Origin of the sequence: Enterobacter sp. 22466 (genome assembly GCF_052044775.1) — a bacterium.
GTDB lineage: Bacteria > Pseudomonadota > Gammaproteobacteria > Enterobacterales > Enterobacteriaceae > Enterobacter > Enterobacter dissolvens.
Genome location: NZ_JBQENX010000019.1, coordinates 1 through 26,275, shown reverse-complemented (window position 1 = coordinate 26,275; position 26,275 = coordinate 1). Strand labels below are relative to the sequence as shown.

The 26,275-nt window shown below is 53.5% G+C and carries 27 protein-coding genes, 1 rRNA gene and 2 pseudogenes; 11 read left to right on the top strand and 19 right to left on the bottom strand.

Annotated features, from left to right (window positions below):
- The 8 genes and pseudogenes from ACTJJI_RS25600 to ACTJJI_RS25565 form a co-directional block, all read left to right on the top strand.
- Positions 1–180 (top strand): annotated as a pseudogene (locus tag ACTJJI_RS25600) (hypothetical protein); the annotation flags it as partial.
- A 5-nt stretch (positions 181–185) separates the two neighbouring features.
- On the top strand, positions 186–812 hold the full coding sequence (locus ACTJJI_RS25595; RefSeq protein ID WP_440656158.1) for a hypothetical protein: 627 nt from the start codon (positions 186–188) through the stop codon (positions 810–812).
- A gap of 215 nt (positions 813–1,027) precedes the next feature.
- Entirely contained in the window at positions 1,028–1,846 is an 819-nt protein-coding gene (locus ACTJJI_RS25590) for a DUF932 domain-containing protein (RefSeq protein WP_440656156.1), read from the top strand.
- Positions 1,847–2,114: 268 nt separating this feature from the next.
- Positions 2,115–2,600 (top strand): antirestriction protein, encoded by a 486-nt coding sequence (locus ACTJJI_RS25585; RefSeq protein ID WP_440656154.1) that lies wholly within the window; start codon positions 2,115–2,117, stop codon positions 2,598–2,600.
- A gap of 10 nt (positions 2,601–2,610) precedes the next feature.
- Positions 2,611–3,090, top strand: coding sequence for a RadC family protein (gene radC / locus ACTJJI_RS25580; RefSeq protein WP_440656152.1), 480 nt, complete (start codon positions 2,611–2,613; stop codon positions 3,088–3,090).
- Positions 3,091–3,115: 25 nt separating this feature from the next.
- The gene (locus tag ACTJJI_RS25575) at positions 3,116–3,337 is read left to right on the top strand and encodes a DUF987 domain-containing protein (RefSeq protein ID WP_285197881.1); all 222 of its coding nucleotides are present in this window, start codon (positions 3,116–3,118) and stop codon (positions 3,335–3,337) included.
- A 22-nt stretch (positions 3,338–3,359) separates the two neighbouring features.
- Positions 3,360–3,725 carry a type IV toxin-antitoxin system YeeU family antitoxin gene (locus ACTJJI_RS25570; RefSeq protein ID WP_440656150.1) on the top strand — a complete coding sequence of 122 codons (366 nt, stop codon included), beginning with the start codon at positions 3,360–3,362 and terminating at the stop codon, positions 3,723–3,725.
- A 56-nt stretch (positions 3,726–3,781) separates the two neighbouring features.
- Positions 3,782–4,160, top strand: a pseudogene (locus tag ACTJJI_RS25565) (TA system toxin CbtA family protein).
- Positions 4,161–4,900: 740 nt separating this feature from the next.
- On the opposite strand, the gene ACTJJI_RS25560 reads toward ACTJJI_RS25565, so the two are convergent.
- Positions 4,901–5,221 carry a FaeA/PapI family transcriptional regulator gene (locus ACTJJI_RS25560; protein ID WP_014830351.1) on the bottom strand — a complete coding sequence of 107 codons (321 nt, stop codon included), beginning with the start codon at positions 5,219–5,221 and terminating at the stop codon, positions 4,901–4,903.
- A gap of 168 nt (positions 5,222–5,389) precedes the next feature.
- On the opposite strand from ACTJJI_RS25560, the gene ACTJJI_RS25555 reads away from it, so the two are divergent.
- From ACTJJI_RS25555 to ACTJJI_RS25545, 3 genes are read left to right on the top strand one after another with little or no spacing between them, the layout of a single operon-like run.
- The gene (locus ACTJJI_RS25555; RefSeq protein WP_014830350.1) at positions 5,390–6,118 is read left to right on the top strand and encodes a winged helix-turn-helix domain-containing protein; all 729 of its coding nucleotides are present in this window, start codon (positions 5,390–5,392) and stop codon (positions 6,116–6,118) included.
- Positions 6,111–6,578, top strand: coding sequence for a FidL-like protein (locus ACTJJI_RS25550; protein WP_096927891.1), 468 nt, complete (start codon positions 6,111–6,113; stop codon positions 6,576–6,578). The genes ACTJJI_RS25555 and ACTJJI_RS25550 overlap by 8 nt, the downstream gene beginning before the upstream one ends.
- Positions 6,579–6,629: 51 nt before the next feature.
- On the top strand, positions 6,630–7,802 hold the full coding sequence (locus ACTJJI_RS25545; RefSeq protein ID WP_043951553.1) for an HD domain-containing protein: 1,173 nt from the start codon (positions 6,630–6,632) through the stop codon (positions 7,800–7,802).
- Between the two features lie 36 nt (positions 7,803–7,838).
- Here the strand turns inward: ACTJJI_RS25545 and ACTJJI_RS25540 are convergent, their stop codons facing one another.
- The 18 genes from ACTJJI_RS25540 to rrf all read right to left on the bottom strand — a co-directional run.
- Positions 7,839–8,576 carry an SDR family oxidoreductase gene (locus ACTJJI_RS25540; protein ID WP_440656146.1) on the bottom strand — a complete coding sequence of 246 codons (738 nt, stop codon included), beginning with the start codon at positions 8,574–8,576 and terminating at the stop codon, positions 7,839–7,841.
- A 1-nt stretch (position 8,577) separates the two neighbouring features.
- Entirely contained in the window at positions 8,578–8,829 is a 252-nt protein-coding gene (locus tag ACTJJI_RS25535) for an acyl carrier protein (protein ID WP_440656144.1), read from the bottom strand.
- Positions 8,816–9,619, bottom strand: a complete 804-nt coding sequence (locus ACTJJI_RS25530) for a MaoC/PaaZ C-terminal domain-containing protein (RefSeq protein WP_013095135.1) — start codon at positions 9,617–9,619, stop codon at positions 8,816–8,818. Before ACTJJI_RS25530 ends, ACTJJI_RS25535 begins: the two co-directional genes overlap by 14 nt.
- Complete coding sequence (locus tag ACTJJI_RS25525) at positions 9,616–10,869, bottom strand: beta-ketoacyl-[acyl-carrier-protein] synthase family protein (protein ID WP_046887426.1); 1,254 nt, start codon at positions 10,867–10,869, stop codon at positions 9,616–9,618. The genes ACTJJI_RS25530 and ACTJJI_RS25525 overlap by 4 nt, the downstream gene beginning before the upstream one ends.
- Positions 10,847–12,229 carry a TolC family protein gene (locus ACTJJI_RS25520; protein WP_047360720.1) on the bottom strand — a complete coding sequence of 461 codons (1,383 nt, stop codon included), beginning with the start codon at positions 12,227–12,229 and terminating at the stop codon, positions 10,847–10,849. Before ACTJJI_RS25520 ends, ACTJJI_RS25525 begins: the two co-directional genes overlap by 23 nt.
- Positions 12,226–14,157: an ABC transporter permease gene (locus ACTJJI_RS25515; RefSeq protein ID WP_440656141.1), complete on the bottom strand. Its 1,932-nt coding sequence runs from the start codon at positions 14,155–14,157 to the stop codon at positions 12,226–12,228. The genes ACTJJI_RS25520 and ACTJJI_RS25515 overlap by 4 nt, the downstream gene beginning before the upstream one ends.
- A 3-nt stretch (positions 14,158–14,160) precedes the next feature.
- Positions 14,161–15,312 (bottom strand): efflux RND transporter periplasmic adaptor subunit, encoded by a 1,152-nt coding sequence (locus tag ACTJJI_RS25510; protein WP_014830342.1) that lies wholly within the window; start codon positions 15,310–15,312, stop codon positions 14,161–14,163.
- Positions 15,302–17,416, bottom strand: a complete 2,115-nt coding sequence (locus ACTJJI_RS25505) for a peptidase domain-containing ABC transporter (protein WP_440656139.1) — start codon at positions 17,414–17,416, stop codon at positions 15,302–15,304. The genes ACTJJI_RS25510 and ACTJJI_RS25505 overlap by 11 nt, the downstream gene beginning before the upstream one ends.
- Positions 17,417–17,418: 2 nt before the next feature.
- Positions 17,419–18,375 (bottom strand): ABC transporter, encoded by a 957-nt coding sequence (locus ACTJJI_RS25500; RefSeq protein WP_440656137.1) that lies wholly within the window; start codon positions 18,373–18,375, stop codon positions 17,419–17,421.
- A 4-nt stretch (positions 18,376–18,379) separates the two neighbouring features.
- Positions 18,380–18,997, bottom strand: a complete 618-nt coding sequence (locus tag ACTJJI_RS25495; RefSeq protein ID WP_043951730.1) for a DsbA family protein — start codon at positions 18,995–18,997, stop codon at positions 18,380–18,382.
- 114 nt (positions 18,998–19,111) lie between these two features.
- On the bottom strand, positions 19,112–19,312 hold the full coding sequence (locus ACTJJI_RS25490) for a DUF4762 family protein (protein ID WP_013095127.1): 201 nt from the start codon (positions 19,310–19,312) through the stop codon (positions 19,112–19,114).
- Between the two features lie 89 nt (positions 19,313–19,401).
- The gene (locus ACTJJI_RS25485; protein ID WP_047360722.1) at positions 19,402–20,061 is read right to left on the bottom strand and encodes a transcriptional regulator; all 660 of its coding nucleotides are present in this window, start codon (positions 20,059–20,061) and stop codon (positions 19,402–19,404) included.
- A gap of 23 nt (positions 20,062–20,084) precedes the next feature.
- Positions 20,085–20,633 carry a fimbrial protein gene (locus ACTJJI_RS25480; RefSeq protein WP_014830338.1) on the bottom strand — a complete coding sequence of 183 codons (549 nt, stop codon included), beginning with the start codon at positions 20,631–20,633 and terminating at the stop codon, positions 20,085–20,087.
- A 9-nt stretch (positions 20,634–20,642) separates the two neighbouring features.
- Positions 20,643–21,686, bottom strand: a complete 1,044-nt coding sequence (locus tag ACTJJI_RS25475; RefSeq protein WP_440656133.1) for a fimbrial protein — start codon at positions 21,684–21,686, stop codon at positions 20,643–20,645.
- 18 nt (positions 21,687–21,704) lie between these two features.
- Positions 21,705–22,448: a fimbrial biogenesis chaperone gene (locus tag ACTJJI_RS25470; RefSeq protein WP_440656131.1), complete on the bottom strand. Its 744-nt coding sequence runs from the start codon at positions 22,446–22,448 to the stop codon at positions 21,705–21,707.
- A gap of 41 nt (positions 22,449–22,489) precedes the next feature.
- On the bottom strand, positions 22,490–24,964 hold the full coding sequence (locus ACTJJI_RS25465) for a fimbria/pilus outer membrane usher protein (protein WP_440656129.1): 2,475 nt from the start codon (positions 24,962–24,964) through the stop codon (positions 22,490–22,492).
- A 219-nt stretch (positions 24,965–25,183) separates the two neighbouring features.
- Positions 25,184–25,714, bottom strand: a complete 531-nt coding sequence (locus ACTJJI_RS25460) for a fimbrial protein (RefSeq protein ID WP_047360725.1) — start codon at positions 25,712–25,714, stop codon at positions 25,184–25,186.
- Positions 25,715–26,201: 487 nt separating this feature from the next.
- Positions 26,202–26,275: ribosomal RNA gene (gene rrf, locus ACTJJI_RS25455) — 5S ribosomal RNA — on the bottom strand; the annotation flags it as partial.

Genomic DNA, 26,275 nt, shown 5'->3' with positions numbered 1-26,275 from the left:
AAAATCCTGCGGGATGAGGGGTTTGACGAACGCTGTATCCGCGTGACAGAGATGCGTGAAGAAGTGAACGGGCGTTTCTGGCAGGCACAGGCGTTGCTGAATACCGGCGTGAAGGAGCCTGTAACCATTGAAGTCAGGGGACAGAATATGTATATCGTCCTGCCTGAAGCAGGAGAATGAACGCAATGAGAACCGTCATCACTGTCGTCCGGTTTCTGATTATCGTCGCCTTACTCTGGACCCAGCCGGGCCGGGCTGCAGCATACGACCCGAAACCAGTCAGCCACACAGGCGTGGTGGCAGAAAATGTGCAGGTCACGCACGACCACATCATGGCGGGTGTGGATGATTTTATCATCACCGCCACGAAGGGGAAGGAAACACAGAGATTAATTCTGACCTGTAACGGGCCTGAAAAGCGCCTGAATATTCTTTACTGGCTGAAGGACATCACCGGCGGTAAGGCATCAGGCGCAACGGGCATGACCATTCAGTATTACCCGGCGGGAGAGCATCAGATGAAGGCCCATGCTGAACAGCGGGTTACATTGTTCGACAGCCAGGTCTCAGCGGACCTGACCCGCGCCACGTCACAAATGCTGGACTATAAAACGGGAAGCGTTGTGTTTCATTTTTATGAAGATGACGGCATATCCGCTCACGGTCCGCTGGCATGGAGCTGGCAATACCCTGTCCGTACGCTGGCCCCGGCGTTCGCCGGCGCGCTGGTCGCCGCCGGAGCCGATCACTGCGGTCTGGCGCAGGGCAACACGCAGATAGCCCCGCTCAGAGATCTCACCGACCATCAGTAAGGAGCAGCCATGTTCCTTGTTCTGCTGTGACGGATTAGGCTTCAGTCCCGTCTGGTTTATGTTGTGCTCCTGGCGCCGGGTTATTGTCTGCTCGTCTGACTACCCCGCCCCTGACTTCACCGCATTCACCATCTTCACGCTATTCATTTCAGTCAACAGGCCGCACTTCCTTATGGAAGCGCGGCCTTTTTCATTTATGTATTCAGGGAGTTTTTATGAAATTAGCCAGCCGCTTTGGTGCGGTCAATCTTGTCCGCCGTGACCGACCGTTAACCCGTGATGAGCTGGCGCACTATGTGCCCAGCGTATTCAGTGAAGAAAAGCATGCCTCCCGCAGCGAGCGTTACACGTACATCCCGACCATCACCCTGCTGGATAATCTGCAGCGGGAAGGCTTCCAGCCGTTCTTTGCCTGCCAGACCCGCGTGCGTGACCTGAATAAACGCGACCACACAAAGCACATGCTGCGTCTCAGACGTGAAGGCCAGATTACCGGCAAACAGGTCCCGGAAATCATTCTCCTCAACAGTCATGACGGCTCCAGCTCATACCAGATGCTGCCAGGCCTGTTTCGCTTTGTCTGCCAGAACGGGCTTGTCTGCGGCGAAACCTATGGTGAAGTGCGCGTGCCGCATAAGGGCAATGTGGTGGAGAAAGTCATTGAAGGGGCTTATGAGGTGCTGGGGATATTTGACCGGGTGGAAGAGAAGCGGGATGCGATGCAGTCGCTGTTACTCCCGCCACCGGCACAGCAGGCTTTTGCAAAAGCCGCACTGACGTACCGCTTTGGTGAAGAGCACCAGCCGGTGACAGAAGCACAGATACTGGCGCCCCGACGCTATGAAGACCGTCAGGACGACCTGTGGTCAGTTTTCAATCGTTGCCAGGAGAACCTGCTGAAAGGGGGTCTGCCAGGACGTACTGCCAAAGGCAAACGCAGCCATACCCGCGCGGTTAAAGGTATAGACGGTGACGTTAAGCTCAACCGCGCACTCTGGGTGATGGCGGAAGAATTACAGCAGGCGCTGAGCTGATGCAACCGCTGCCTGATAACGCCCACCAGGGCACCCTTTATCCGACCGCCCAGGAAAACAATCCCTGCAGCCGCTCCATCTCTGACGACGACCTCTGCGTCTGGTGCTCACACCTTCTTTATCGTCCCGGAGAACTCAGCCTCTGTCAGTTAAGCCAGACCCAAGGTATATGGCCCTCCTGCCGTGATGAGGATGGCTATGCGCAGTCCTGCCCGTCATTTCGTCTGAACCTGCCCCCCAACCAGATAAATAAACAAGGAAAACTAACATGACCGACACTATCAACCTTAACGATACCCTCCTGTTACAGACACAACCTGCCGGTACCGGTTCTGAGCCCGCACTGACCGTCACCCTCGTGCAGGACGAGCAGCGCGTGGGATTCTGGCCGCAGCACTTCGGCAGCATACCGCAGTGGATAACCCTTGAGCCGCAAATTTTCGCCTGGATGGACCGCTTTTGTGCGGACTACATCGGGGGCATCTGGAACTTTTACAGGCTGAGCAACGGCGGTGCCTTTATGACACCGGAAGCCTGCGGTGACGATGACGGGAAATGGGCACTGTTTAACAGCATGAACGGAAACGGCGCAGAGATGAGCGCTGAGGCCGCCGGTATTGCCGTCTGCCTGATGACGTACAGCCACCATGCCATGCGTACCGAATGCGATGCCATGGCCGGGCACTATTACCGCCTGCGGGACTACGCGCTGATCCACGCGGAGTGTAACGCCATTATGCACATCATCGACTGAGGTCAAAATTATGGAACAACAACTTCCGCTGTTTGCCCGTGAACTGGCCCCCACAGAACAGCAGACGGTCAGGACGGCGATGACCCTGCTGGAGCGACAGTTACGTGAACCCGGGGCTTCATTTACGTCCAGCCATGCCGTTCGGGACTGGCTGCGCCTGCAGCTTGCCACACTGGAGCGCGAAGAATTTACCGCGCTCTTTCTCGATAGCCAGCACCGGCTGATTGCGCACGACACGCTGTTTACCGGCACCATCAACCATACGCAGGTACACCCGCGTGAGGTGGTTAAAGCCGGTCTGAAGCATAACGCTGCAGCGGCCATACTGGCACATAACCACCCGTCGGGAGAAGCTGAGCCCAGTCAGGCCGACAGGCTGATTACCGGACGTCTGAAGCAGACGCTGGAACTGGTAGATATTCGCCTGCTGGACCACCTGGTTATCGGTGGGATAGATATCGTTTCGTTTTCGGAACGTGGCTGGCTGTAAAGCAGGAGCAGAGGAGAACACAACGATGAAAATCATCAGCAAACGCCAGGCAATGACGATATACCGTCAGCATCCGCAGTCCCGGCTGTTTCGCTTCTGTACCGGAAAATATCAGTGGTCCGGCAGCATCTGCCACTATGCCGGTCGGGAGGTGCAGGATATCAGCGGTGTGCTCGCGGTCTTCGCCGAGCGTCGCCAGGACCGCAACGGCCCGTATGTCGTATTGCGCAGCGTCACCCTGAATTAACGCACAGTTAAGGATTACTTAAATGCACAGCACAACAAATGTAGCAAACCATGATATTGCCGAAGCCTGGTGGGGACTTAAACCCGCTGTCACGCCGAGCTTTGGCGCAAGGCTGGTACAGGAAGGCAATCGCCTGCATTACCTGGCAGACCGCGCCAGTATCACCGGCACATTCAGTGACGCAGATTTACGCCATCTCGACCAGGCGTTTCCTGTGCTGCTCAAACAGCTTGAATTAATGCTGGTTTCCGGTGAGCTCAGCCCCAGCTATCAGCACAGCGTTACGCTGTATGCTAAAGGGCTGACCTGTGAGGCCGATTCGCTCGGATCGCATGGCTACATCTATATCGCGATTTACCCGACATCAGACAGCAGCATAACCCGCTAATCCCGTTCACTGAACCATAATTCTTTTAAACCGCCTTAATACAGGAGCATTACCTTATGCAAACCTTACCCGCCACTCCGACGCGGAAGGCTCCGCCACGCCCGACACCTGTTGAAATCTGGCAGCAGTTACTTACGTACTTGCTTGAGCATCATTATGGCCTTTCACTTTATGACACACAATTTGCCGATGAGCAGGTTATTTCGCAGCATATTGACGCCGGTATTTCACTGGCAGACGCTCTCAATTTTCTCGTAGAAAAATCTGAGCTGGTGCGAATTGATCGTCCAGATTTCTCCTTTCACCACCAGTCCCCCTTTTATAGGGGTGATTGATATTCTCCGGGCCAGGCGAGCAACGGGGCTGATGCAACGTTTTGAATACAAAAGGATCACGCATATCATCACGGGAAATGCCGCTCAGGAGCAACATTAATGGAATTCAGACAAACAGCACTGACCATCCTGAATGCACATCTGACAGGGTGCTCCGACGTGTTCAGGAGGAAAGGTTGAACAAAGTCCTTGTATGAATAGCATGGCTACGTTCAAAATAATACCAGACGCTTCTGGTGCGTTTCTTCTGGTGGTTTGTTACTGGATTATGTCCCGTATCAGAAGCGTCTTCCCTCACTGCATATGACAACGAACGGCTTCAATTTTTCTTCCCCTGTTCGTCCCCGATTCGGTTTTCTGATTTAAACCAAACGGGAACGAGGGCACAATTGAGGGTACAAAATTAATCAAATCAAAAATAAACATTAAATATCAATTAGTTAATAACAACTATCGATTCCGAGTCCGGCACCACTATTTAAAAAACCCAGCCTATGGCTGGGTTTTTGCTTTTCAGCGCCAAAACACCGGGGGGCATTCCCCTCAGATGACTTTCAACGTCAAACTATTCACGCTTCCTCATCTACTCTCCATGGCCCCTCGGTGCATGATTCACTCGAACGTAAAGCAGGGCATTCAGCTGCAATACAACAATATTATTTTGAATCAAAAAACATGGATTCATAAGTATTAATACAGAAACGTTAATACATTTATTGGGAATTTTCTTAAGGTCCCGCGAGATTATAATTAGTATTTTTCAAAAGTCTTAGATATATCTATTTGACTTCCGTGCCATTGTTGCAAATAAAAATACCCCTTGTTAGAATGCAAATGTAATTATGTCGCATCCTTTGACAAAAACCACTGATGATGCTTTTGCATTTTATCCCGTATAACCTGGCCATATTTTTCCAGCGGAAGAAGTAAGTGTCTAACTTTATAAATTGAAATACCGCACAGATTGGCAAGCTCCCTCGTGGACAGTCCCTGCGTGCTATGATCTTTAAGTAAATTGAGAATCAACATTTGTTCCGGCCCTCTGATCATCGCCAGACCACTTATTCCCATTTCCGCCGCTAACATCTGCAGATTGTCGTGAGGTGCGTTGTAGCCTGGATGTACAGCCTCCGGGTTGTATGAACACAGTGAGAGTTTCATTGTCGACTCCTGAGTTTTGAAGGAGTTAGCAGTATGAAATCCCTTGATTCAACCAGCAACATTAGCTTCAAATGAAAGTAAAAACAGGGTTTTTATCTGGCTTTCATACTGTTTTATCAAAAACAGTCGGTATGTGAGAGAAAAGTAGGGCTTAGGGAGGAGAGGGATATGAGGTACGATATTGAGGGATTTATCACTTTTGATACGGAGGATGCATCTCTCCTTAATGTGCTTACCGGGGATTGCGTTGAATTATCTCAGACATCGACGCGTCTATTAGCAGAATTACTCAATCACCGCGGCGATATCCTGTCCAGAAGTGAAATTTTTCATTCCGTGTTTGATCAGTACGGCGCCAGAGCATCAAATAGTAACCTCAATCAATATATCTCAACGTTACGCAGAAATCTGAACGACCTGGGTGTGGAAAAAGAGATTATCACTACCGTTCCCCGCATTGGTTTTAAGATTGCAGATGATGTCATCATCCATAACGACCGCGAGTATCGTACCCCGTTCCTGGAAGAAAAAGCCTCAGAAGCCACGCGCAACCCCCCTCCTCCTTCGGTGTTTGAAAGGATAGCCCGAATAATCGCGCTAGGTATTGTGTCAATCCTTTTAGTAATAAGGCCTCACACCGTCGATTCAGGGAATAACGTACATAAAATAGTTGATGACCAATGCATCATTTTTACATCCCCCGCACTGTCGCTATGGGATGTAAAAAATAGCTTTCATTTTACAACACAACCATTCGACTGTTCGCAGCCAAAAGAACTGTACCTTTACAAGAAGCAGATAAATGGAACCTTAGGTAACATTATACAATTGCTACTCGTTGAGTGTGATAACGGTAACTGCGAAAGTTTTTATTACAGAGAAAAAAACAATGTCTAAGCGCGTCTTTTTCCTGTTGCTCTGCCTCGCTCTCTTCCTGGCGGGGGGGATGTATTCATTTACCAGCCCCACTGTTTTCTCCTGCGAATCGCAATTTTCTGTCGTACAAAACATTAACGGAAAAAGTGTCCATGCTGAAGGGCTGATTTTTATCAACATGGCGAACGATCATATCCTCATGAATATCGATGGTTTACTCTCTCATGACAATAAAAACCAAATTATTTCGCGAACGCTCAAGATAAAATACAAAAAATTCAACCCCAGCGCGCATTTATATCAAGTCACGAGCGTTCGTACCCTGCGCGACAACACAGATAATATTGATGACACTGTCGCCATAAATTTATTATTTGGCAAAGGGCCAGACGACAAAATAATTTACCTCAATCAATTCAATAATAATACATTACTCTTTGGTAACCACACATTTCCGCAGTATGGTTGCAAACGAAAATAATTTGTGTGGTTTTCTTTAACGAAGCACAGCGTAAGTTAAATTTTCAATATCATGAATATAAACTTAATAGAATCACTGGCTTGCATCTCAAAAATAATAGACATGATCAACCCTCGGCTTAACTTGCATCATGTCAGAACGGCGTATATTGCCTGGCTCCTGGCACGAGAGTCGCAGTTTACGCCAGCGCAATGTCGGAAAACCCTGCTGGCGGCCCTGCTTCATGATATTGGAGGACTGAATGAAGAGTCTCGCCTCCAGCCTATGAGCTATTACGATAATGAACTCAATAACCACGCTGCTGTGGGGGCGGAATTGCTGGCCAGTGTACCTTTACTGAATCCGTTGAATGCCATTGTGCGATATCATCATACCCAATGGAATAATGGTTGGGGAGCGTGTGTTAATGGCGTTAAAACCCCGAAAGAAAGCCATATCATCTATCTGGCCGATCGTCTGGATGTATTAATCTCTCACTACCGGGCCAGCGATGTCATCACCGCACAAGAAGAAATTATAAAAATTATTGTCAGCGGTGAGAATGACCTGTTTCAACCTGACTATATCCATGCCTTCCAAAGGGTCGCAAGCAGGGATCATTTTTGGCTAAGAATTCAATCAACAGAGTTTGACGATTATATTAAAGAAATCCCCCGCATTCATAACGACACCCTCTCATTACACAATTTTCGCGATATCGCCGGTATGCTGGCGTTTATTATAGATGGATTCAGTCAACATGGGGTTCAACACTCTCTGGTGGTCGGGCGAATATCGGGATACCTTGCCAGAGAAATGGGTATTCCTCCCGTGCAGTGTTTAAAGATTGAAATCGGAGGGCTATTGCATAATCTCCCGAACCTGGCCCTGTGCGCCACACCGGCACAGGCCGATGAGGGAAAAGCAGTTTGGGATGAGCTCTATCCTATTGAGGCAATAAGAGACATAGCAGGGTGGTGTCAGCTCCAGAAATCCGTAGATGCAAAATCCGCTTATCCGCCGGAAGTGACGATTATCAAAGCCAGCATCTGGCTGGCCTCGTTACTTCAGGGGGTCACGCTATCATCCGAATTTAAGGCCCGGGTAGGTGAAACGGCGGAAATCACCCCCGCGCTGGCGGGTATCGTGCAGCAACACAGTGCGATTTTATTACAGATATTCCATGAGTCGGTCAAAGAACGACGCGCTCTGGTACAGCGAATTAATCAACTGACCCTGTCATGAACCGCGGGAAGTCGCCCTTCTCGCGGCTGCCTTAACTCAGGCTGACAGCCCTCCGTCCAGCACCAGCGTTTGTCCGGTGAGATAGCGGCTTCCTTCTCCGGCCAGAAAGGCAACAGCGTGCGCAACGTCCTGCGTTTGCCCCAGACGGCGTAAGGGAATGCTCTGCCGCATGGCTTTCAGGCGGGCTTCAGGGATAGCCTCAACCATTTCACCTTCAATCAGTCCCGGCGCCAGACAGTTAACCCGAATGCCAAAGCGTCCCATCTCCTGCGCCAGCGAACGCGTCAGGCCAATCATTGCGGCCTTACTGGCTGCATAGGCCGTTTGGCCGCTATTGCCCTTTATTGCCGTTACGGACGACATCAATACTACGGCTCCGCTCCCCTGCATCATCATGGCGGGTAAAAGCGTTCGGTTCCAGTTCACGAGCGCAACCAGGTTGTTCGTCAGCACATCCTGCCAGTCGCGTGCCGTTTGATGAATATGCAGTGCGTCACGGGTCATTCCGGCGTTGTGTACAATGGCCGCTGGTGCGCCAAACTCGTCAAGTAGCGACGTCGCCAGCCGTTGGACATCCGCCTCATCGCGGCCATCGCAGCGGTAACCTTTTACCCAGGTTGCCGTGTGCTGACCTTGCGCCTGCGCCAGCGTACGGCCAATTCCGGCCTCATTGCGGCCAGTAAACACAATGTTCCACTCGGGCAGAAGGTGGCTCACCAAAGCCTGTCCGATTCCTCTGCTGCCGCCGGTGATCAACATCCATCTCTTTGCCATCTCAGCCAGCCATTTCCAGGTCGATGTACAGACTCAAATCGCGAAGGGTCATATGCGGCTTTTTCATAAACATTTCGGCCGTAAGCGTCACGTTAAACTCGCGTTTCGCCAGTACCATCAGTTCAACATAATCGAGGCTGTCAAGTTCCAGCTGCGGCAGCGTCCTGTCTGGTGTCAGCGCCTCCAGCGGCAGATCTCTTGCATCAGCAATCATTTCGCTGATTTTGCTGTAGATGATTTCATACGAGTTCATTTGCATTTCCTTTTGTCAGCGGGCCAACTTTCAGCGTCACGGCACTGCTGATGTAGTGTTGTTGATAGCGGGTTTGCGCAGCAATTCGCACCACTGCACCATATCTAAGATCGCCAACCACCGTGGCGGGTAATGTCTCTATCTCAAGCGGTTCCGGTAAAGGCACCGTCTGCCAGGGCGCGAGCAGATGGCTGTCAAAAACAACCTCCTGATGGGTCTGGACAACGGGATAGCGGGTAAACAACGCCTCCAGCGTATGGCCAGACGGTATCAGCGGTGCGATGTCTTTCTGATGTAACAGCGCGGTATCCTGAAGAAGATGGCGAAACAGCAGGGCATCAAGAAAATGCCACTGCTGTGCGTGGGGAAGCAGGGGCAAAAACGTCTGATGTAGCGCGGCAATGGTTGATGCGCCGAGTTCTCGCTGACTTTCTGCTTCTGCCACAGCAAAAAGGTTAACCGGCGCGATAGCACATGAAAGGCAGACCGTTTGAGCGGTAAGATCGTACACGGAGGCTGAAACAGGCTTGTTGGGATCGCACATCAGAAGATAAGTGGTATCCCGCCACAGCGGCCTGCGCAACCGCACGGTACACTTCAGAAAGGATGAGCGGCGAACTTCCGGACTGATGAACCGTTTGACATCCAGCAGGGCGCGCATACCGTGCACGCTGAGCCGGCTTCCACCCTGCGATTTCACCCAGGCTTTATCAAAATGCACGGGGTTGTAATCCCCTGAAAATGCAGCCCATAGCCGCGCATCCTGTTGGCTGTAACGCAGCGTCATCATGAATGTTTCTCCAGAATCAACGCCGCGTTTGCGCCACCAAACCCAAAGCTCAGGTTGAGCGTACGGCGGATAGTGGCGTGACGATGCCCTTCAACGACATAATCCAGATCACAGCACTCATCCGCATGCTGAAAATTGGTCGTCGCGGGGATAATGCCGTTGGCAATGGCCTGCAGGCAGACGATGCTCTCGAACGCGCCTGCGGCTGAAATTAAGTGCCCGGAGTAAGACTTCGTGCTGGAAATGGGAACAGTCCAGACCGCCTCTCCCAGCGCCATTTTTAGCGATTGCGTTTCGTTGATGTCATTGAGCGGTGTCGAGGTACCGTGAGCGTTAATATAGTCCAGGTGCTCGGGTTCAAGTCCGGCCTGCCGCAGCGCGGAGATGATAGTTTGCACGCGCGCAAGGCAGTCTTCAGCGGGCGAGGTAAAATCCCAGGCGTCAGAGAAATTGGCGTAACCCGTAATTTCGCCAAGAATGGTCGCTCCGCGCGCAAGCGCCCCCTCGCGCGACTCCAGACACAGTACCGCCGCCCCTTCCGACAGCACGAACCCATTACGGTGGGCACTGAAAGGACAGCTGGCGCGCTGCGGATCCTGCGTTTCTTTACTTAACGCCCCTAATACGTCGATATTCCAGATCGCGCAGGGACTTGTCAGCGACTCCCCGGCCCCCGCCAGCATCATCTGCGCTCTGCCGGTGCGGATCACCTCGTAGGCTTCGCCAATGGCGATGGTTCCCGTCGCACAGGCCGCTACCACGGTGTTCTGGAAGCCGTTGAGCCCCCAGAACTGGCTACAGGCGGCAGTGGTGACGCTAGGCATCGAATAAAAACAGTTAAACGGCGAGGCGAAGCCCGTTGCCGAAAAATCGCTCTGCGCATCGTAGCTTTCGTCCAGCCCTCCCCAGCCGGTCCCCATGATCGCGCCGCAGTCTAGCGGGCTATAGAACTCCTGCGGTGGCTGGCCGCCAAAAGCCATCGCCATGGCCTGACGCGCCGCGCCAAACGTGAGTCGGGCAAAACGCGGCAGACGGCGTCTGACGGCGGCAGGAACCCCAATCAGGCTGGGTTCGTTGTCCACCAGCCCGAGAAAATGGGTTTTGATATTCCGCGCCGTGTAATCGACGTAGCGATAGCCCAGCCGATAGTCCATGATCGCCTGCCAGCTCTCACCAGCCGTCACGCCAAGGGGGGTAACGGCCCCATAGCCGGTAACAACCACCCGATTATCTCCATTTTTCAGCTTCATCTTTCATTATCCTGTTTTGCGTGTCGCCCCCTTGTGCCAGCCAGAGCTGCAGCGTGGCGTAAAGGTAGTCGTACTGGGTTTGCGCGAGGGCGTTCTCTGTGTTCAGCAGATCGTCCTGCGCGTTGAGCAGCGTCTGGAAATCCACCGCTCCTGCGCGATAACGGCTTTCCGTAAGGGATAATCGCCGCTGGCTAAGCGCCAGCGACTGATGGAGTCGGCTGCGTTGCTCATCTGCACTCAGCCGGTATTCCATAGCCTCATCAACTTCAGCGAGTGCGGTATAGGCGGTAGAACGAAACGCGATCGCGGCCTGTTTTATCGCTAAATCCGCCTGCGCGACGGTGAGCTGACGGGTGTTCCACTGGATAAACGGCAAGGCCAGCGCGGCCCCTGTCGTACGGATAGGATCGCGGAACCACTGGCTAAAAACCTGGCTCCCGGCATTCAGAGACGCATCAAGAGAAAGCGTGGGGTAGAACTGCAGGCGAGCCGCGTCGTAACCCGCAAGCGCGGCGCGCAGGCGCGACTCAGCAGCCTGAATATCTGGCCGCTGAGCGATCACCCGTAGCGGCGTTTTTTGTGCCACAGGCACCTGCTGATGCACGTCCAGCTCGCGCAATTCATCGGCATGTTGTTCCGCCGGCCTGTTGAGCATCAGTGCCAGCGCACTGCGTGTGTTCTGGCGCTGCTGAACCAACGTTCTGAGCTGATTTTGCCGCGCCAGTAGCGCCTGCTGTGCTTGCAGAACATCAAGTTTCCCCACCTTTCCGGCGTTAAACCATGAGGACACCTGTTGCACGGTCTGTTCAGAGACAGCCAGACCGTCACACTGATGGCGGATTTGCTGGTTATACAAGGCGATACGCCAGTAAAGCTGAGCGGTGAGGCCCATCGTTGAGAGAACGGTTGCACGGTAATCCTGCTCGCTTGCCCTGGCCTGCCATTCGCTTTGCTCACGGGTGCGCGCCAGTTTTCCCCACAGGTCCAGCTCCCAGGCGATGGCAACACTGCCGCTGTAGTTCTCCTGTGGAGGTGCCCCCCGACGCACATTTTTACTGTTACTGGCGGCTCCACTCACTCTGACGTCGGGGGAGATGTTGGTGCTGGTGAGTCCTGCCGCAACGCGTGCTTGCTGCAGCGTGAGGGCTGCCGCTGCAAGATCGTTATTGCTTTCCAGTACCTGTTCAATCACCTGAGACAAGCGGGGATCGCTAAAACGCCAGCTGTTTTCCGTCCCCTTTTCCGCCATCGTGGGCCACTGTGTGGGCAATGACAGCAGCGGGCGCTGGTAGTCGCTGCGGGTCATCGCGCGGCAACCCGCCAGGAGTAGCAGTACGGCTAAAAAGAGGTATCGTGTCATTCGCGAGCCAGCGCCTCCGTAGGGTTAAGGCGAGCCGCGCTGCGCGCCGGGAAATAACCAAACGTGAGGCCGATCGCAGCAGAAAAACCGCAGGCCATCAGCACCGGGAATACGGTAAATACCATTGAAAAGGCGTCCGTCACGAAGGCAAAAATATGCCCCGCCAGCCAGGCGAATGACACCCCCACCAGGCCACCGAGCACGCAGATCATCACCGCCTCAATGAGAAACTGGTTCATGATGTCTGCGGGTCGAGCCCCCACGGATAATCGAATGCCGATTTCATGCGTCCGCTCCGTCACTGACACCAGCATGATATTCATCACACCCACGCCGCCCACCAGCAGCGAGATAGCCGCGATCGCCGTAATCAGAAGCGACATGGAGTCCGACGTTTTTTGCATGGCATTCGCCAGCCGATCGTCGGTTTGTATAAAGAAATCTTTTCGTCCGTGTTCCCGCAGCAGGTGGCGCTCCACACGCTGCGCGGCCTCCTGTGATGTCAGCGGCGGCTGAAAACGCAGCACCAGCGACTCCAGCGGTATTTGCCCCGTCAGCCGCTGCTGCAAAGCAGTATGCGGAACCCACGCCGCCATGAAGCCCCCCACCACTTTCGGCCCGGGTCGAGTGGCCACGCCGATCACGCGCCACGGCGCACCGGCAATCTGCACAAGTGCACCGAGCGGATTTTCCCCACCGGGGAACAGCGTATCTCGCCCGGTTTCATCCAGGATCATAACCGGTTCACCTTCCGCAACATCGCGCGCCGTGAAGCCATTACCCTGAACAACGCGCAGCCCTTGCAGGGTGAAAAAGTCCTGTGATACCCCTGACAGCATCATCGAGGAATCCAGACCTTTGCGCACCGCGAGTGCAGTGCTGCTGGCGACCGGCGAGACGCCCATCACCCACGGCAGCGCCTGCAAACTGCGCACGTCTTCCATCGACAGCGCGCGCACCATGTCCGGACGCGCGTTGCCCCATCCGGTGCCCGGGCGGATCTCAAGTGTTGTATTTCCCAGCTTGCCTATCTCATCCACGATCGCCCGCCGCGCGCCTTCCCCTACGGCCATTGACGACACCACCGACGCGATGCCAATGATGATCCCCAGCATGGAAAGAAACGCGCGCATCCGGTGCCCAAGCAGTGCACGCCAGGCCATATGAACCGACTCGCGAAAACGGCTCGCCAGCAACGCTCGGCCGTTGTCCTGCTCAGGCAGCAGCGTTGAGGGATGAACCTCAGCGTGCCGTACATCGCTGATGATTCGCCCGTCGCTAATCTCAATAATGCGCTGCGCCTGTCGGGCGATATCGCGGTCATGGGTAACGATAATCACCGTGTGCCCTGACGCATGCAGTTGATGCAGCACGCCCATCAGAGCCTTACCGCGGGTACTGTCGAGCGCGCCGGTAGGTTCGTCTGCCAGGATAATGTGTGCACCGTTGATCAATGCCCGACAAATGCTCACCCGCTGCTGTTGTCCACCCGACAGCTCCGCTGGACGGTGCTGGAGACGGTTTTCTAGCCCGAGCTGAACAGCTAACCTCTGCACACGGGCGGTACGCTCCTGTTCCGACATCGCGGTGTACAGCGCGGGAATGGCAATGTTTTCTTCTGCGGTCAGATACGGCATCAGGTGATAGCGCTGAAAAATGAATCCCAGGTAACGGCTGCGCAGATCGGCAAGGTAGAGGCTATCCGCGTTATGCACGGGCGTACCGTTGATCAGGACCTCTCCGGACGTGGGCTTGTCCAGGCAGCCAATGATGTTCATCAGCGTGGACTTACCCGAGCCGGATGCCCCCACAATCGCCACCATTTCACCGCGATGAAAGGTCAGTGAAATATCACTCAGCACCGCTAACATTTGAGTGCCCGCGTGGAATCGTCGGCACACCCGCCGTAATACGATAATCGGCTCCATCCGCTATCCTCGCTCCGTCTCTTGCGCCAGCACCACCTGTTCGCCCGCCTGCAGCCCTTCCAGCACTTCGGCGTACTGCCGATCTTGAATGCCAATGCGGATCGTGCGGGACTGCGTATTTCCATCTTTAACGGTGGTGATGGTGTAACGATCGGCATCCAGCGCCTGGCCCAGTGCGGCAACCGGAACACGCAGGACATTGCTGGCCCTGGCGATCTGAATAAATACCTGTGCCGTCATGGATGTTTTGAGCTCACGCCCGGCGTTAGGCACTTCGAACGTGCCGGTGTAGTAGACTGCCATCGCCTGCGCGTTCCCGCCCATTCCTCTCTCACCGGACGCCTCCATCGCGTCCTGCGGCGCAGGCTGCACATAGCCCATGGTACTGGCGTAGCGTTTATTCGGATTAGCGATGACATAAAAACTGAGCGGCTGGCCGGGATGAATTTTTTGGACGTCCGCTTCTGAAATACGCGTTTGCACCTGCATCGTATCGAGATCCGCCAACACCAGGATGGTCGGCGCCGTTTGCGAAGAAACGATGGTCTGACCTTCACGGGTCACAATACCCAGCACCTCGCCGTCGACCGGCGCGACAATGCGGGTATAGCTGAGGTTGGCCTGCGCCGTTTTCACCGCCATTTCAGCCTGTGCAATCTGCGCCTCGCTCACCGCTATCTGCTGCACCTGCACAGCGTATTGCGATCTGGCCTGCTCAAACTCACTGCGCACCCCCGAGCCGTCGCGCTGCATCAGGCGCTGTCGGTCCAGCTCCTGACGGTAGCGCAGCAACATTGCCTGCGCAGAGCGCTTTTGCGCTCGGGCGCTGGCAAGCTGCGCCTTTGTATTCCTGAGTTCCGATTCCTGTAACGTCGGGTCGATTTCTGCCAGCAGTTGCCCTTTCTTCACGCGCTCTCCCTGGCGAACATACAATTTACGCAGCTGTCCGTTGACCTGCGCACCGACGTTAACCTGTACCGCTGGCTTCAGGATCCCCGTCACCAGCACCACCTTTTCGATATCGCCGGTGCCGATAGTGTCCACGGGTAAACGCGTATGTGGTGAGGGCGAGGCCATAGACACCCAGACGCCCGCCATCGCGGCGGCAAACGCCAGACCACAGCCCAGCATCACCCAGCGAGATTTATGCTTCATCACTCCCTTCCCGCAGGCTGAGCCTGCCGTCGACCAGGTGGTAAACCTGCTGAAAGCCCGATAAAACCTGCTCGCTATGCGTGACAACAATCAACGACTTACCGGCCCTGCGACAGTGGGCGTGAACCGTTGCCATGACGATTGCCGCGGTTTCGTCATCAAGATTGGCCGTCGGCTCATCGAGCAATAACACCGGACGTGAGCTGTACAACGCGCGGGCCAGCAACAGGCGCTGACGCTGGCCGAGAGAGAGCGCCGCGTGGCTTTCGCGGATCAGAGCATCCAGCCCACCCGGCAATGCACGCACCACGTCACCCAGCATGAGAGCATCAAGCAGGGCCTCAACCCGTCCGCGGTCACGCTCGCGGTAGTGCGCGTCGAATAAGGTGATGTTTTCACGCACCGAGGCGTTAAAAAGAATGTCCTCCTGGCTTTGCAAACAGACATACTGCGCCAGCTGCGCGGCAGGCAGCGCGCGACCGGCGGCATAACATCCTCCTGCCTGAGGCGAAAACAGCCCGGCGATCAGCCGAAGTAAGGTACTTTTACCGGCCCCCGACTCCCCGACTATCGCGATCTGCTCACCCGCCGGCAGCGATAATGAGACGGATGAAAGGACGGGCACAGCGGGGTCATACCCGTAGCCAAGCGCCTCAAAGGCCAAAGCAGGCGTTGTATCCGCTGCCGGTACCGCGGTCAGCGACGCGGGCGCGCGTTCTCCTCCTGGAGCAAAGAGGGCATGTGCGCGGGTGTCGATCACGTGCAGCTGCGTTTTCTGGATGATGGCGTAGAAGATCCGCGTGACGTAGGACGTGAAGATTTGCCGCAGGAAGCTGTAGGCAAAAAAATCGCCCAGCGAGATCTGCTTGCCGTGGACCATCGGCAGTACCACCAGCATAAACGCCACCATCTCCAGGCTGCCGCATAGCTGATAGAGCCCTTCTTTCACCTGTTGATAGACCTTCTGGCGCTGTAGACATGTGTAGAGTTCGCAGCTTAAGGCGGCAAACTGCGCCTGACGCTGCCCTTCCAGCCCGGCGGTTTTGACGGTCAATATGCCCTGAAGGGTCTCCATGAAAAAATCATTCAGCGCAGCGCTTTTCAGCTGTAACTGCTGGGTAAACCAGCGATCGCGGATCACGGCCCAGACGCTGATGATCCCCATCACCGTCACGCCGATGGCGGAGATCGCCGCCAGGATGGGCGCGATCCAGAACATGATCGCCAGCGCGATCGCACCGATCACCCAATCGGAACGCAAACCATTATCCAGTTCGATCTTCTGCAGCAGGCCCATCTGCCAGGCCGTGAAGCGGCTGAAGATCTCCCCCGGCGCGCGTTTTTCAAAAAAACGGAGGGGGTTTTGAAGCAGGCGAGAAAAGCCGACACCGCTGTGGATCAGCACAAAGCGTTTAATGTAGCGCTCGGCGATCGCCCGAACCCCCAGCGCCATCAGCGAAGAGACCACAAAGGCCAGAATAAACCAGCCGTACGGGAAGCCGCTGCTCTCAACGCTGGAGAAAGCTTTATTGATGGCACTACTCACCATCGTGGGCATCAGAAACAGCGTTAACGACACCATGAAGGTCAGCAGCATCAGCCGATATATGCCCGGCACATCCGCCGTCTCCTGCATGCTCATCACCCGAGGCATGCTCTGTCCCGCTGTCGGTCGCGCCAGCGCGGGATCTGCAGCCAGCCTCTGCTCTGGCTCCACTATCAGGGCATAGCCGCTGATCTCCTGCTTAAGCGCGGCAAAAGGCAGCCACTGCTCGCCAATCGCCGGGTTCATCACGCAGACGTGGTTGCCTTTACGCCAGGCCAGCAGGACATAGTGGCTCGCGCCGTAGTGCAAAATGGCTGGCAGCGGGAGTTCACTGAGTTCGTGATGCTCAAACAGCACAGGGGCCGTCGCAATGCCCAACCGCGCCAGAATGGCCATCAGCGTGTCCAGCGACGTACCGTGGTCGGAGGCTGGAAAAATGTCGCGCAGCGTTTCCAGTGAGATCGTCTGTCCCTGCGTTTGTGCCAGCATTGCTACGCACGCCAGTCCGCACTCGTTAGTCTCTTCCTGAAAGATCAGAGTCGGGATCGTGTTTTTCATTGTTATCGTGAGTGATTAATAAAGTAGAGAGAATGGCTGTGCCACAGGAGCCACTCCTGCGGGGACGCTCGCAGGGTAGATTCAATGATGTCGGGCAGCGCGCTGGCGACATGCTGGTTGCTCACCGGCGGATGAATGTGAATGCGCAGGCGGTTGTCATAGCTCAGGTGATAAAACACGACCTGCGCAGCTATCGCCCCGGAAAGACGTACCAGACCACCGTGCAACCTGGCGCTGCGACCAAATAAACGACACGGCTGTTTCGCCACCAGCGTCCCTTCAGCCTGCGAGGTATAGTCGGGGGTGATATCGGGGAAAATAATCATGTTCCGCTGCCCGGCAGCGACATCGGTGATGAGATCCATCAGGTTGCTGGCAAGCGTTTTGTTTTCCTGGTGGATTGAACAGTAGTCAAGTGCTACGCCGCCTAATGCACGGGCGGGGGCGCTGTAAAGCTCCGCGCTGGACGAGACCACCACGCTAGCTTTCCCCGGCGTGACGCTGGCACCAATGATGGCAGCGAGTACGTCAGACACCGTATGGAGCGGCGCCAGTATGTAGGGTGCGTTTTGTTGGTACAGCGGTGTAACCACCGCATTGAGTTCCGCTGCACAAGTACGCATTTGCTGAAGCAGCGCCGGGTTTTGCGCCCAGGTGGCGGCCTCTTCCAGCAGGCGTCGCCGTACTGTCAGCCAGGCCACGTTCAGGCGGACCTTTTGCCCGGTCAGGCAACGAACGTTTTCATTCGCCACCGCGTTACGCAAGCGAAACGCATGCCCGAACAGTCGCGTTGCGCACAGTCCCTTCGCCACGGTCAGCGTCACAGGGAGAGGCACGACGCGCACTATTTTCCTCAGAAAAAAAACACCGCACTGAGTAAGCCTTTGCTGAATGCCTTCAATCTTTCCCGTGCTGTTTTTAAAACTCAACACGCTCCAGATTATGAATAATCTGACCACGGGATTATTTATCCTCTTCGAGCAATTCCCGAATGCGCTGCGCAAACGCCGGGAACTCGCGATCCTGAGCAACAACATAGCGTTTATTAATAATAAACATCGGGGTGGCGTTGATATCATAATAAGCAGTAATGGCCGCCATTTCGCTGAGACGTTCTTTTACCGCCTTGCTTAGCCTGAACGTATTAAACTTGACGACATCAATATTATTTTTGACTAACCAACCGTTCAGTTTTTTTTCATCCGTCAAATCGACGTTGCGTGTGATAATGGCGTTATACGCACTGTCGCGAATCTGCTTTTCTATCCCCATCACTTCCAGCGTCGCAAAAAGCGGTGCATAGGCTGCAAGACCATTATCCTCGCCAGCAATATGAATAGAGGTAAATGTGCTGTCCGGCGGCAGAGTACGGCTAAATTCCGCGAGGTTCTCTTCGTTTGCCGCACAATAATGGCAACCATAAGACATAACTTCGATAATACTGCGCTCATTTTTAATCGGACTGTTCGCCTGCATGTCGGGGCTGACCTCGCGAAATGCCTGCGTCTGCGAATCATCTCTCGTAAAAGTTTTAAAAACAAAAATATGGTAACAAAGTACCGTAATCAAAACGGAAATCATAATCAGAAAGATCGAATAACCGATCGCGGTTTTGCGCGTACAGGTAGTCACTATCGTATTCTCTCGGTAGAAAATAAGAGCCTGAGGGTGTTCAGTCCCCAGGCAATGTCGATGTTAATAGCGGTTAGGGATCCCACCGCATTTGCTGGAATCAGCATCTCTCATTGTGGTCGTACAGCCATGCTTATCTGTACAGGTGGTGATCTGCTTACAGGAGGTGACGCCACCAACGGTGACGTTTTGATACGTGATTTCACACGTCTTGCAGGTTCCCCCCACAATCCTCGCGGCTTCAAATGCGGTCAGTTTTTTCATTTCCGTTCTCCTTACTTCGGGTTAATGGCGTGCAATATATTGCACTGTTAAATCGGTAATGCGTTCTACCGAAAATGTGGCTCACGGATTCAGGGCATAATGCCGCGAAACGCGGAGAATAAAGCGATATTGCTTCTGATATTCAACCTCTTCATTAAATGGCGTTTGATATAGCTCAAGCGACGAATGTCGACGTTTACTTCGTCTGATATTTGCGACAGGGATTTTCCCTTAAATAGCTCTTCCATCAACCACCACTCACTCCCGGAAATCGTGGGCTCCACGCTCCGGTCATAAAGTTTTTTTTTCGTATAGTTGACCAGCGATGCGCTAAAGCAGCATCCCTGACGTGTTTTATCCAACAGACGCTGAAAAAAAGGCGTGATGCTCTCCATATTTTCAGTTTTGAGCAACCAGTGCGCGGTGGGCAAAAGCGAATACAGCGCAAAAAAAAGAGGCATATTATGTTTGCTTAAGAGAATAATCAGGCTTTTATTTTCCTGCTGATAGAACTCTTTCATTAATTGCAGCGTGTGAAGCCGCTCTCGCGGCAGGCTGTCTAAATCACAGAGGATCCACATGCAACCCTCGTCATTAACCTGACGCTGTAATTGAACAAGGAGCTGATCGTAATCATCCGTTAAGGAATATAAAACGTCCGCTTGTTCTGCGAGTAAACTGGTAATAACCATTTTAATTCCTTGCGAATAAAAAATATTTTTATCGTAAAGAAAGAACTGATATCTCATGTCGCAGCTCCCGGTTAACGCCGCTACTGATAATCCAACGTATAATGTGCAGTGGCGGTAAATGGCCCGGTAGTTAACGTTCCGCTTGCCACGGCATCGGGTTCCGCTTCAACAAAAGCCTGGAAGCTTAGCCGTAACAGGTTGTCGTTGATGAGAGTGGGACGGGTGGCGACATTCAGGCGCACGGGAGTATCATCCTCCTCCAGCAATCCAATCCCTACCCCGCCCGCATTACCCGGCGCTGTTGCGTTGATGGCCAGCCGGTCCGCCATATTGGCGTTGGCGATGCCGCTGAACGTTACCGTCACCGCGTTAAAGACGTTCGGATTACAGTCCTGCAATTTAATCGCGAACGGAACCGGTGTCGTTTTTCCGTTTATATACAATGACTTTGTTGATACCTCACCAAAATCCACCAGGATCCGACCCGACTCTGGCGCAATACTGCACGGGTAAGCCATTACAACGCCTTTAAAGCTAAGATCGCCACCGATCAACTCCCCCCGCGCCCAGGCGGGTGCCGCAGCGAATACCGTGAGATAACAGGTGAGGATGATTATCATGCGATGCATATTCCCTCCTTACTGGAATTCAGCCACAACCGTCGCCGACGCATGGAACTCGCCTTCGGGAATAACCGAGGTAGTGTTTTTGGCCACCGGCGCGGCGATCAGGTTCCAGTCACCTTCGTTGTGGGAAAATCCCGGCACGTTATAGAACGTGTTTGGCACCACAGGATTACCCTTGCTATCACGCAGCGCGATCCCCAGTTCAGACCGGTCGACGGCTCCCTGCGTACTCAGGTATTTACCGTCACTGAATGCTGGATTAGCTTGCTGGATCCCCAGCTTGATATTCAGCTCTCCCTGGGAAAAACTGCCGCCCTGGCACTTGACGTGAATCGGTACGTTTTGACTGTAATTGATGCCATCCAGCCGACTGCCCGTCCCCGTAATGTTGCCGAAGTCGACGACAATGGGCGTTCCCTGATTCACGATGCATTTATCCGGTACGGTGATGACGCCTGAAGCGATGGTGACGCGCGACAGTGGCGTTTGGCCCATTGCACCCGGCCCCAGTCGTCCATAAAGTGTTGCGATTTCTGACCCCTGCAAGTTGACCCCGTTGATAATGGGCTTGGTGATCATAAAGGTCACTTTCCCCTTCGCACCGGAGGCAAACTGGTTGTCCAGTATGGTGCTGGGGGGGGTGCAGTAGTTCTGATTGACGTTATTGGAGACGTTATCGAAGGGTACGGTTTTGTACTGCTGTAGATTACCGCCGATGTAGATCTCGATTTTGACGTCCATGTAGTCATTCAGCTTGAGGTAACCCGCCGTCATTCCTGATTGGGTTAACGTTGCCTGCGACGTGTAATAGACCGGCTGGCTTATCATCGGCTGCGCGCAGTACGCGCGGCCCTGAAACATCCCTGCCAGATCAAATTCGTCGATAACGACAGCACCGACCTGATTACTGGTAATATCATGATTGCTAATGTTGATCAGGTATTCATAGGTGCCATTTACCGCCTTAATTTCACCGTCCACCACAGAGCGCGCCGCCCCGGAAAATCCGAGCGCACACATCGCCAGAAGAGCGGCATAAGGATAAGGATGTTGCATTGTCAGGCTCCTTCCTTGTTAGCCCTGCTGGGCAGGGGGTAACGCCTTACAGGTATTGCCATCACAACGGAATTTCAGCTCCGGATGCCCGCCATAGTCATTCACAAACTTCATAGAAAACTGACTGACACCGGCGTCCGTTACCGCAAACGTCTGGCTCGATTTAGGCGCAACCATGATCCCCGGGAAACGGCTGATCTTCACCCCGTCTCCTTTGGTCAGGCTGAGGATCGTCACGTAGTAAGGCGTAGGATTCTGCACGGTCATTTCGCTGCCGCTTTTCTGGAACACCACCCGATCCTGCCAAACTTCCCCCTTTGTCTTCGGGATCACCGCTTCAGGGCGATAAAACAACTTGATGCGTGATTGCATTGCCAGCTGCAGCGTGTTGGGTTTTTCCGGTTTTGGCGGAATTTCCCTGACGTTGAGGTAGAACAGACTCTCTCTGTCCTTCGGCAGTTTTTCGATGCCAGCCGTTTTAGTGACCCGCGCGATCCCTTTCTGCCCCCCATTAATTCGCTGTAACGGCGGGAGTACAATCAGCGGAGAGGTGATCTTATTGCCCTTTTCATCCTCCACCCACGACTGGGCCAGGAAGGGGATATCCGGGCTGGTATTGGACAAATTGGCGCTGGACGAAGACTCTTTCTCCGTAATGATGATGCGCGTCCGATCCAGGGAGACGCCTGCCTGCGCGTAGCCCGCCACCAGGCTCAGCGCACACGCCGCCATAAGATATCTGCTATGTCTGTTCTCGCTCATTTTTAGCCTTTAATTACAGTGAGATAATGCTTACTAAAGGATTAACGGCACGGCAGAAGCATGTCCGAACGTCCGTTGTTCTCTCCAGGCGGGACGGTTACTTTGCACTGCTGTTTGCCCCCCCACATAACATTCAGGGTTTCATTAGTGTTTATGCCCGCAAGCCATGCCTTTCCGTCCTCCAGCACCATGGCGACGCTTACGCCATCGGCGTTGTAAATTTCTGCCCCAAAAGGAGGGACGCTGTTATCAACGAGGCGCAACGTGCCCATCATTTTCATCCCTTTCGCCATCCCAAAAGCCTGATAGCCGATGGCCCCTTCAGTCAGGGTGCTGGTACTGATGGCTCTGGCCGGTTCGATATCGCCATCCATGGCGTCGACGTCTACGCGGGTATCAAAGCTGTTGTAACTCACTACATCCGGTACAACGGCAATACCGAAGCGGTTAGTCCGGGACTTTTCACCATTGAGTGGGACGCCGCCAATGCCGTTGGTATCGACCATGACCCGCGCCGTGTTCATTGTTGCGCCACTGTTATGCATCGCCGCACCGTGCCGGGTCGTCGTAAAGCCGCCGCGCAGAGTGGTGCTTAACGCCATAAACTCATTTTGCTGGTAGCTTGCGTTGGTATTAATCTCCGCCCACTGCGAACGGTGCAGGTAATAGCCGTCAACGCTGGCGTTACTGTTCTGACTGGCACCCGCGCGAACGCGCCACAGATTGTTGAAGTCGCTGTTGTCGGTGTATGACGCCATTGGACTGGTTTTACCGTTGTTGGTCTGGACGTCCAGACCCGCCCATGTGTTATCCCCAATCGGCACAGACAGCGAGAGGGAGATTGAGTCGTCCTTACGCCCTTTATAATCAGTACGGTAAGCAGAAAGATTGGCGTTGATGCCGTTGATATCGCCAATGCGGAAGGCTCGCCCCACGGACATGCCGTATCGATCCTGGCTGCGCTGATTCCAGTAGTTTTGGTGGGTCCAGGTAAGAAAGACGGTCGTCGCTTTACCCGCCTCACCGGCCCAGAAGGTTTTACTCCCGGTAATGGTGTAGAGCTGTTTCTCGCGTCCGACATGGTCATAACCCTGATAACGCTCATCAAGGTATTGCGTCATCGTGCGGAAGTCTTCCTGTGAGAAGCGGTACCCCGCGAACGTAATTGAGCTGTTGTATTCGTCGAAGGTTTTCGCGTAGCTCAACTTATATGAGGTACCTTTTAGGCGTTTGCCGTCAGGCTCACGGCTCCACGACTCTGTGGCATCCAGAGAGATCGCCCCTAACGCGTTCAGATCACGACCTATACCCACAGAGGCTGCAGTGTAGGCTTCACCCGATGACTGCAGGCCACCGTACAGCGACCACGCGTTGCTGATCCCCCAGGAGAAATCGCCAGACAGGAACGTCGGTCCCTTTAGCGAGTGGTTATAGCGGGACGGCGTGCCACCAGAGAGGTTGTAACGAACATAGCCCGGACGCGTGAGATACGGAATGCTGGCGGTATTCACCTGGAACAGCGATACCGAGCCATCCTGCTCCTCAACGCGTACATCGAGCGTACCGCGCACTGAACTGCGCAAATCCTGAATATTGAACGGTCCGGCGGGGACGGTAGTTTCATAGATGACGCGCCCGCCCTGACTGACGGTCACTTTGGCATTCGAGCGAGCAATACCGTGGATTTCAGGCGCATAGCCCTGCAGCGCAGGCGGCAGCATCCGCTCATCGCTGGCGAGGTTAATCCCGGTAAATCGCAGCGTATCGAAAACCTGCGAGTTCAGGTAAATCTCCCCCAGCGTCAGTTTTGCCGCCATCATCGGCAACGGCCGGTAGGCGTAGATCTGGTTCCAGTCAAAACTGGATTGATGGTGCTGGCTGTAGTAGCTGGTCTGATATTCACCGCGTATGCGCCAGCCGCCGATGTTAGCTCCCGCCTGACCGTAACCTGATATCGCGCTGTAGTTTTTATTGTCGCTGAATTGACGAGTCAGCTGCCCGTTAATGCTGTAGTCAAAAATCAGGCCGGCAATACCTTCATCCCAACGTTCAGGCGGCGTCCAGTCAGGATCGTTGTACTTCATCCATGCCTGCGGCACGGTGATATCAAGCACGCCGGCATAGTTGCTTAATTTCGCGCCCGACAAACGCTGCAGGGAATAGCAGTTTTCATAGATTTGAGCGATCTGTGAACGTGCGCCTTCTTTCAGCGCCAGTTTGTCCAGCAGGTCACCGCTGATACACGGCAGCGTACGATTGCCTTCAGGCGATTCCACATAACGGATTTTCTCCTGGCCTACCGACTGGCCGTTAACACGGATATCCAGCAGATAATCACCAGGTGTGACATAGTTATCTGTCGCAAAACGTGACAGATCAATACGGGTACGATCTGAAGCATCCAGAACATCAGTATTAAACTCAACGCGCTCTTCTCCGCGCGCCATTGCTGCATAGCAGCAATTCATCACCAGGAGAGCAATAATTGTAAGATTCGTTTTTAATTTTACTGACATGATCCCCGTCCTGAACAAATCCATTAAAAGCGCCCAGCGTTCCACTGCGTTATAATTATTTTGTTAATGCCTAAAATTAAAATATGGAGAAATGCCGTCATGACTTTCGCGTAAATCGTTCCATCGCGATGACAGTGAAATAAAGCGGCATTAAATGTCCATTTTATTTTCGTTCGTTAACAGTGCGGGATAATTCCCGCACTGACGATGCTCTGCGGATTACTGATAAGCAATCTCGAAGTTAACCGTTGACTGGAAGGAACCTGCCGTTACGGTCGCACTTGCGCTTTCTGCTTTCACATATGCCACGAACGGAATGGTGTTGGTGCCATCAACCAACTGAACAGGCGTGGTTGCGTTACCCCAGACGACGTCCTGGCTGGCACTGTCACGCAGGCCAATACCAGCGCCCGACGCAGTACCAGAAGTGAAGGCAGCCAGAGACGTATCCGTTGGGTTTACGCTGGTTGGGGAGTACGTTATCTCAGCTGTTTGTGCAACGGTGGTGTCACAGTGCTGCAGTTCAATGTTCTGATGTACATTTCCGGCGCGCGCACCATTAGCCAGTGCAGAAACTGGAATTTGGCCAAAATCAACGCTTACCGGGCTTGAGCCTGGCGCCAGACCACATGCGGTATTCACCAGTTCACCCTGGAATTCAATCTGGCCATTCGTCGTATCAGCGAATGCAGACATTGAACTCAGAGCTGCGGTCAAAGCAACAGCCATAGCAACTTTATTCAGTTTCATAAAATATCCTGTTTTTACCAATATCCTGAGAAATAAAGAGTCGTCACGCTACAAAAATGATATACACGAGTGAAATTAACTCTTGGTTTAGTTCTTAAAACGATATGCAAATAATGAAACTCGCCTAATATTAATTGCCATCGTTTGTTCGAACTAATTCAAATGCTACCAAATCACAATTTCATCACAAAGCAATACATTTAATGTGGGATAGATACGCATTATTAACTCGTAAGACTCAAAAAACAGGGTCTTATATCTCGCAGAGTGGCATGAATAATCTGAAATTTATGATGCTTTTACCACATATATAAATATATAAAAAATGGGAAATTAAGAAATTTCGTAGAGGGAAATGTGAATTTGTTTAATCATGGGGAGAAACTGTGCTGTCGGATGGAGTCACCCGCAGGGAGAGGGTGAGAGTGAGGGGAAAACAAAAGCAAAAAACCCCGCACCTTACGGTACGGGGTTCTTCTTAATTAATGCCTGGCAGTTCCCTACTCTCACATGGGGAGACCCCACACTACCATCGGCGCTACGGCGTTTCACTTCTGAGTT

Coding starts and splice junctions, on each gene's coding strand:
- ACTJJI_RS25475 (WP_440656133.1), bottom strand. CDS start 21,686: ATGCAACATCCTTATCCTTATGCCGCTCTTCTGGCGATGTGTGCGCTC.
- ACTJJI_RS25495 (WP_043951730.1), bottom strand. CDS start 18,997: ATGATTTCCGTTTTGATTACGGTACTTTGTTACCATATTTTTGTTTTT.
- ACTJJI_RS25490 (WP_013095127.1), bottom strand. CDS start 19,312: ATGAAAAAACTGACCGCATTTGAAGCCGCGAGGATTGTGGGGGGAACC.
- ACTJJI_RS25530 (WP_013095135.1), bottom strand. CDS start 9,619: ATGATGACGCTGCGTTACAGCCAACAGGATGCGCGGCTATGGGCTGCA.
- ACTJJI_RS25480 (WP_014830338.1), bottom strand. CDS start 20,633: ATGCATCGCATGATAATCATCCTCACCTGTTATCTCACGGTATTCGCT.
- ACTJJI_RS25550 (WP_096927891.1), top strand. CDS start 6,111: ATGTCTAAGCGCGTCTTTTTCCTGTTGCTCTGCCTCGCTCTCTTCCTG.
- ACTJJI_RS25470 (WP_440656131.1), bottom strand. CDS start 22,448: ATGAGCGAGAACAGACATAGCAGATATCTTATGGCGGCGTGTGCGCTG.
- ACTJJI_RS25595 (WP_440656158.1), top strand. CDS start 186: ATGAGAACCGTCATCACTGTCGTCCGGTTTCTGATTATCGTCGCCTTA.
- ACTJJI_RS25585 (WP_440656154.1), top strand. CDS start 2,115: ATGACCGACACTATCAACCTTAACGATACCCTCCTGTTACAGACACAA.
- ACTJJI_RS25535 (WP_440656144.1), bottom strand. CDS start 8,829: ATGAACTCGTATGAAATCATCTACAGCAAAATCAGCGAAATGATTGCT.
- ACTJJI_RS25505 (WP_440656139.1), bottom strand. CDS start 17,416: ATGAAAAACACGATCCCGACTCTGATCTTTCAGGAAGAGACTAACGAG.
- ACTJJI_RS25590 (WP_440656156.1), top strand. CDS start 1,028: ATGAAATTAGCCAGCCGCTTTGGTGCGGTCAATCTTGTCCGCCGTGAC.
- ACTJJI_RS25460 (WP_047360725.1), bottom strand. CDS start 25,714: ATGAAACTGAATAAAGTTGCTATGGCTGTTGCTTTGACCGCAGCTCTG.
- ACTJJI_RS25545 (WP_043951553.1), top strand. CDS start 6,630: ATGAATATAAACTTAATAGAATCACTGGCTTGCATCTCAAAAATAATA.
- ACTJJI_RS25515 (WP_440656141.1), bottom strand. CDS start 14,157: ATGGAGCCGATTATCGTATTACGGCGGGTGTGCCGACGATTCCACGCG.
- ACTJJI_RS25570 (WP_440656150.1), top strand. CDS start 3,360: ATGCACAGCACAACAAATGTAGCAAACCATGATATTGCCGAAGCCTGG.
- ACTJJI_RS25555 (WP_014830350.1), top strand. CDS start 5,390: ATGAGGTACGATATTGAGGGATTTATCACTTTTGATACGGAGGATGCA.
- ACTJJI_RS25465 (WP_440656129.1), bottom strand. CDS start 24,964: ATGTCAGTAAAATTAAAAACGAATCTTACAATTATTGCTCTCCTGGTG.
- ACTJJI_RS25520 (WP_047360720.1), bottom strand. CDS start 12,229: ATGACACGATACCTCTTTTTAGCCGTACTGCTACTCCTGGCGGGTTGC.
- radC (WP_440656152.1), top strand. CDS start 2,611: ATGGAACAACAACTTCCGCTGTTTGCCCGTGAACTGGCCCCCACAGAA.
- ACTJJI_RS25560 (WP_014830351.1), bottom strand. CDS start 5,221: ATGAAACTCTCACTGTGTTCATACAACCCGGAGGCTGTACATCCAGGC.
- ACTJJI_RS25575 (WP_285197881.1), top strand. CDS start 3,116: ATGAAAATCATCAGCAAACGCCAGGCAATGACGATATACCGTCAGCAT.
- ACTJJI_RS25485 (WP_047360722.1), bottom strand. CDS start 20,061: ATGAGATATCAGTTCTTTCTTTACGATAAAAATATTTTTTATTCGCAA.
- ACTJJI_RS25510 (WP_014830342.1), bottom strand. CDS start 15,312: ATGAAGCATAAATCTCGCTGGGTGATGCTGGGCTGTGGTCTGGCGTTT.
- ACTJJI_RS25540 (WP_440656146.1), bottom strand. CDS start 8,576: ATGGCAAAGAGATGGATGTTGATCACCGGCGGCAGCAGAGGAATCGGA.
- ACTJJI_RS25525 (WP_046887426.1), bottom strand. CDS start 10,869: ATGAAGCTGAAAAATGGAGATAATCGGGTGGTTGTTACCGGCTATGGG.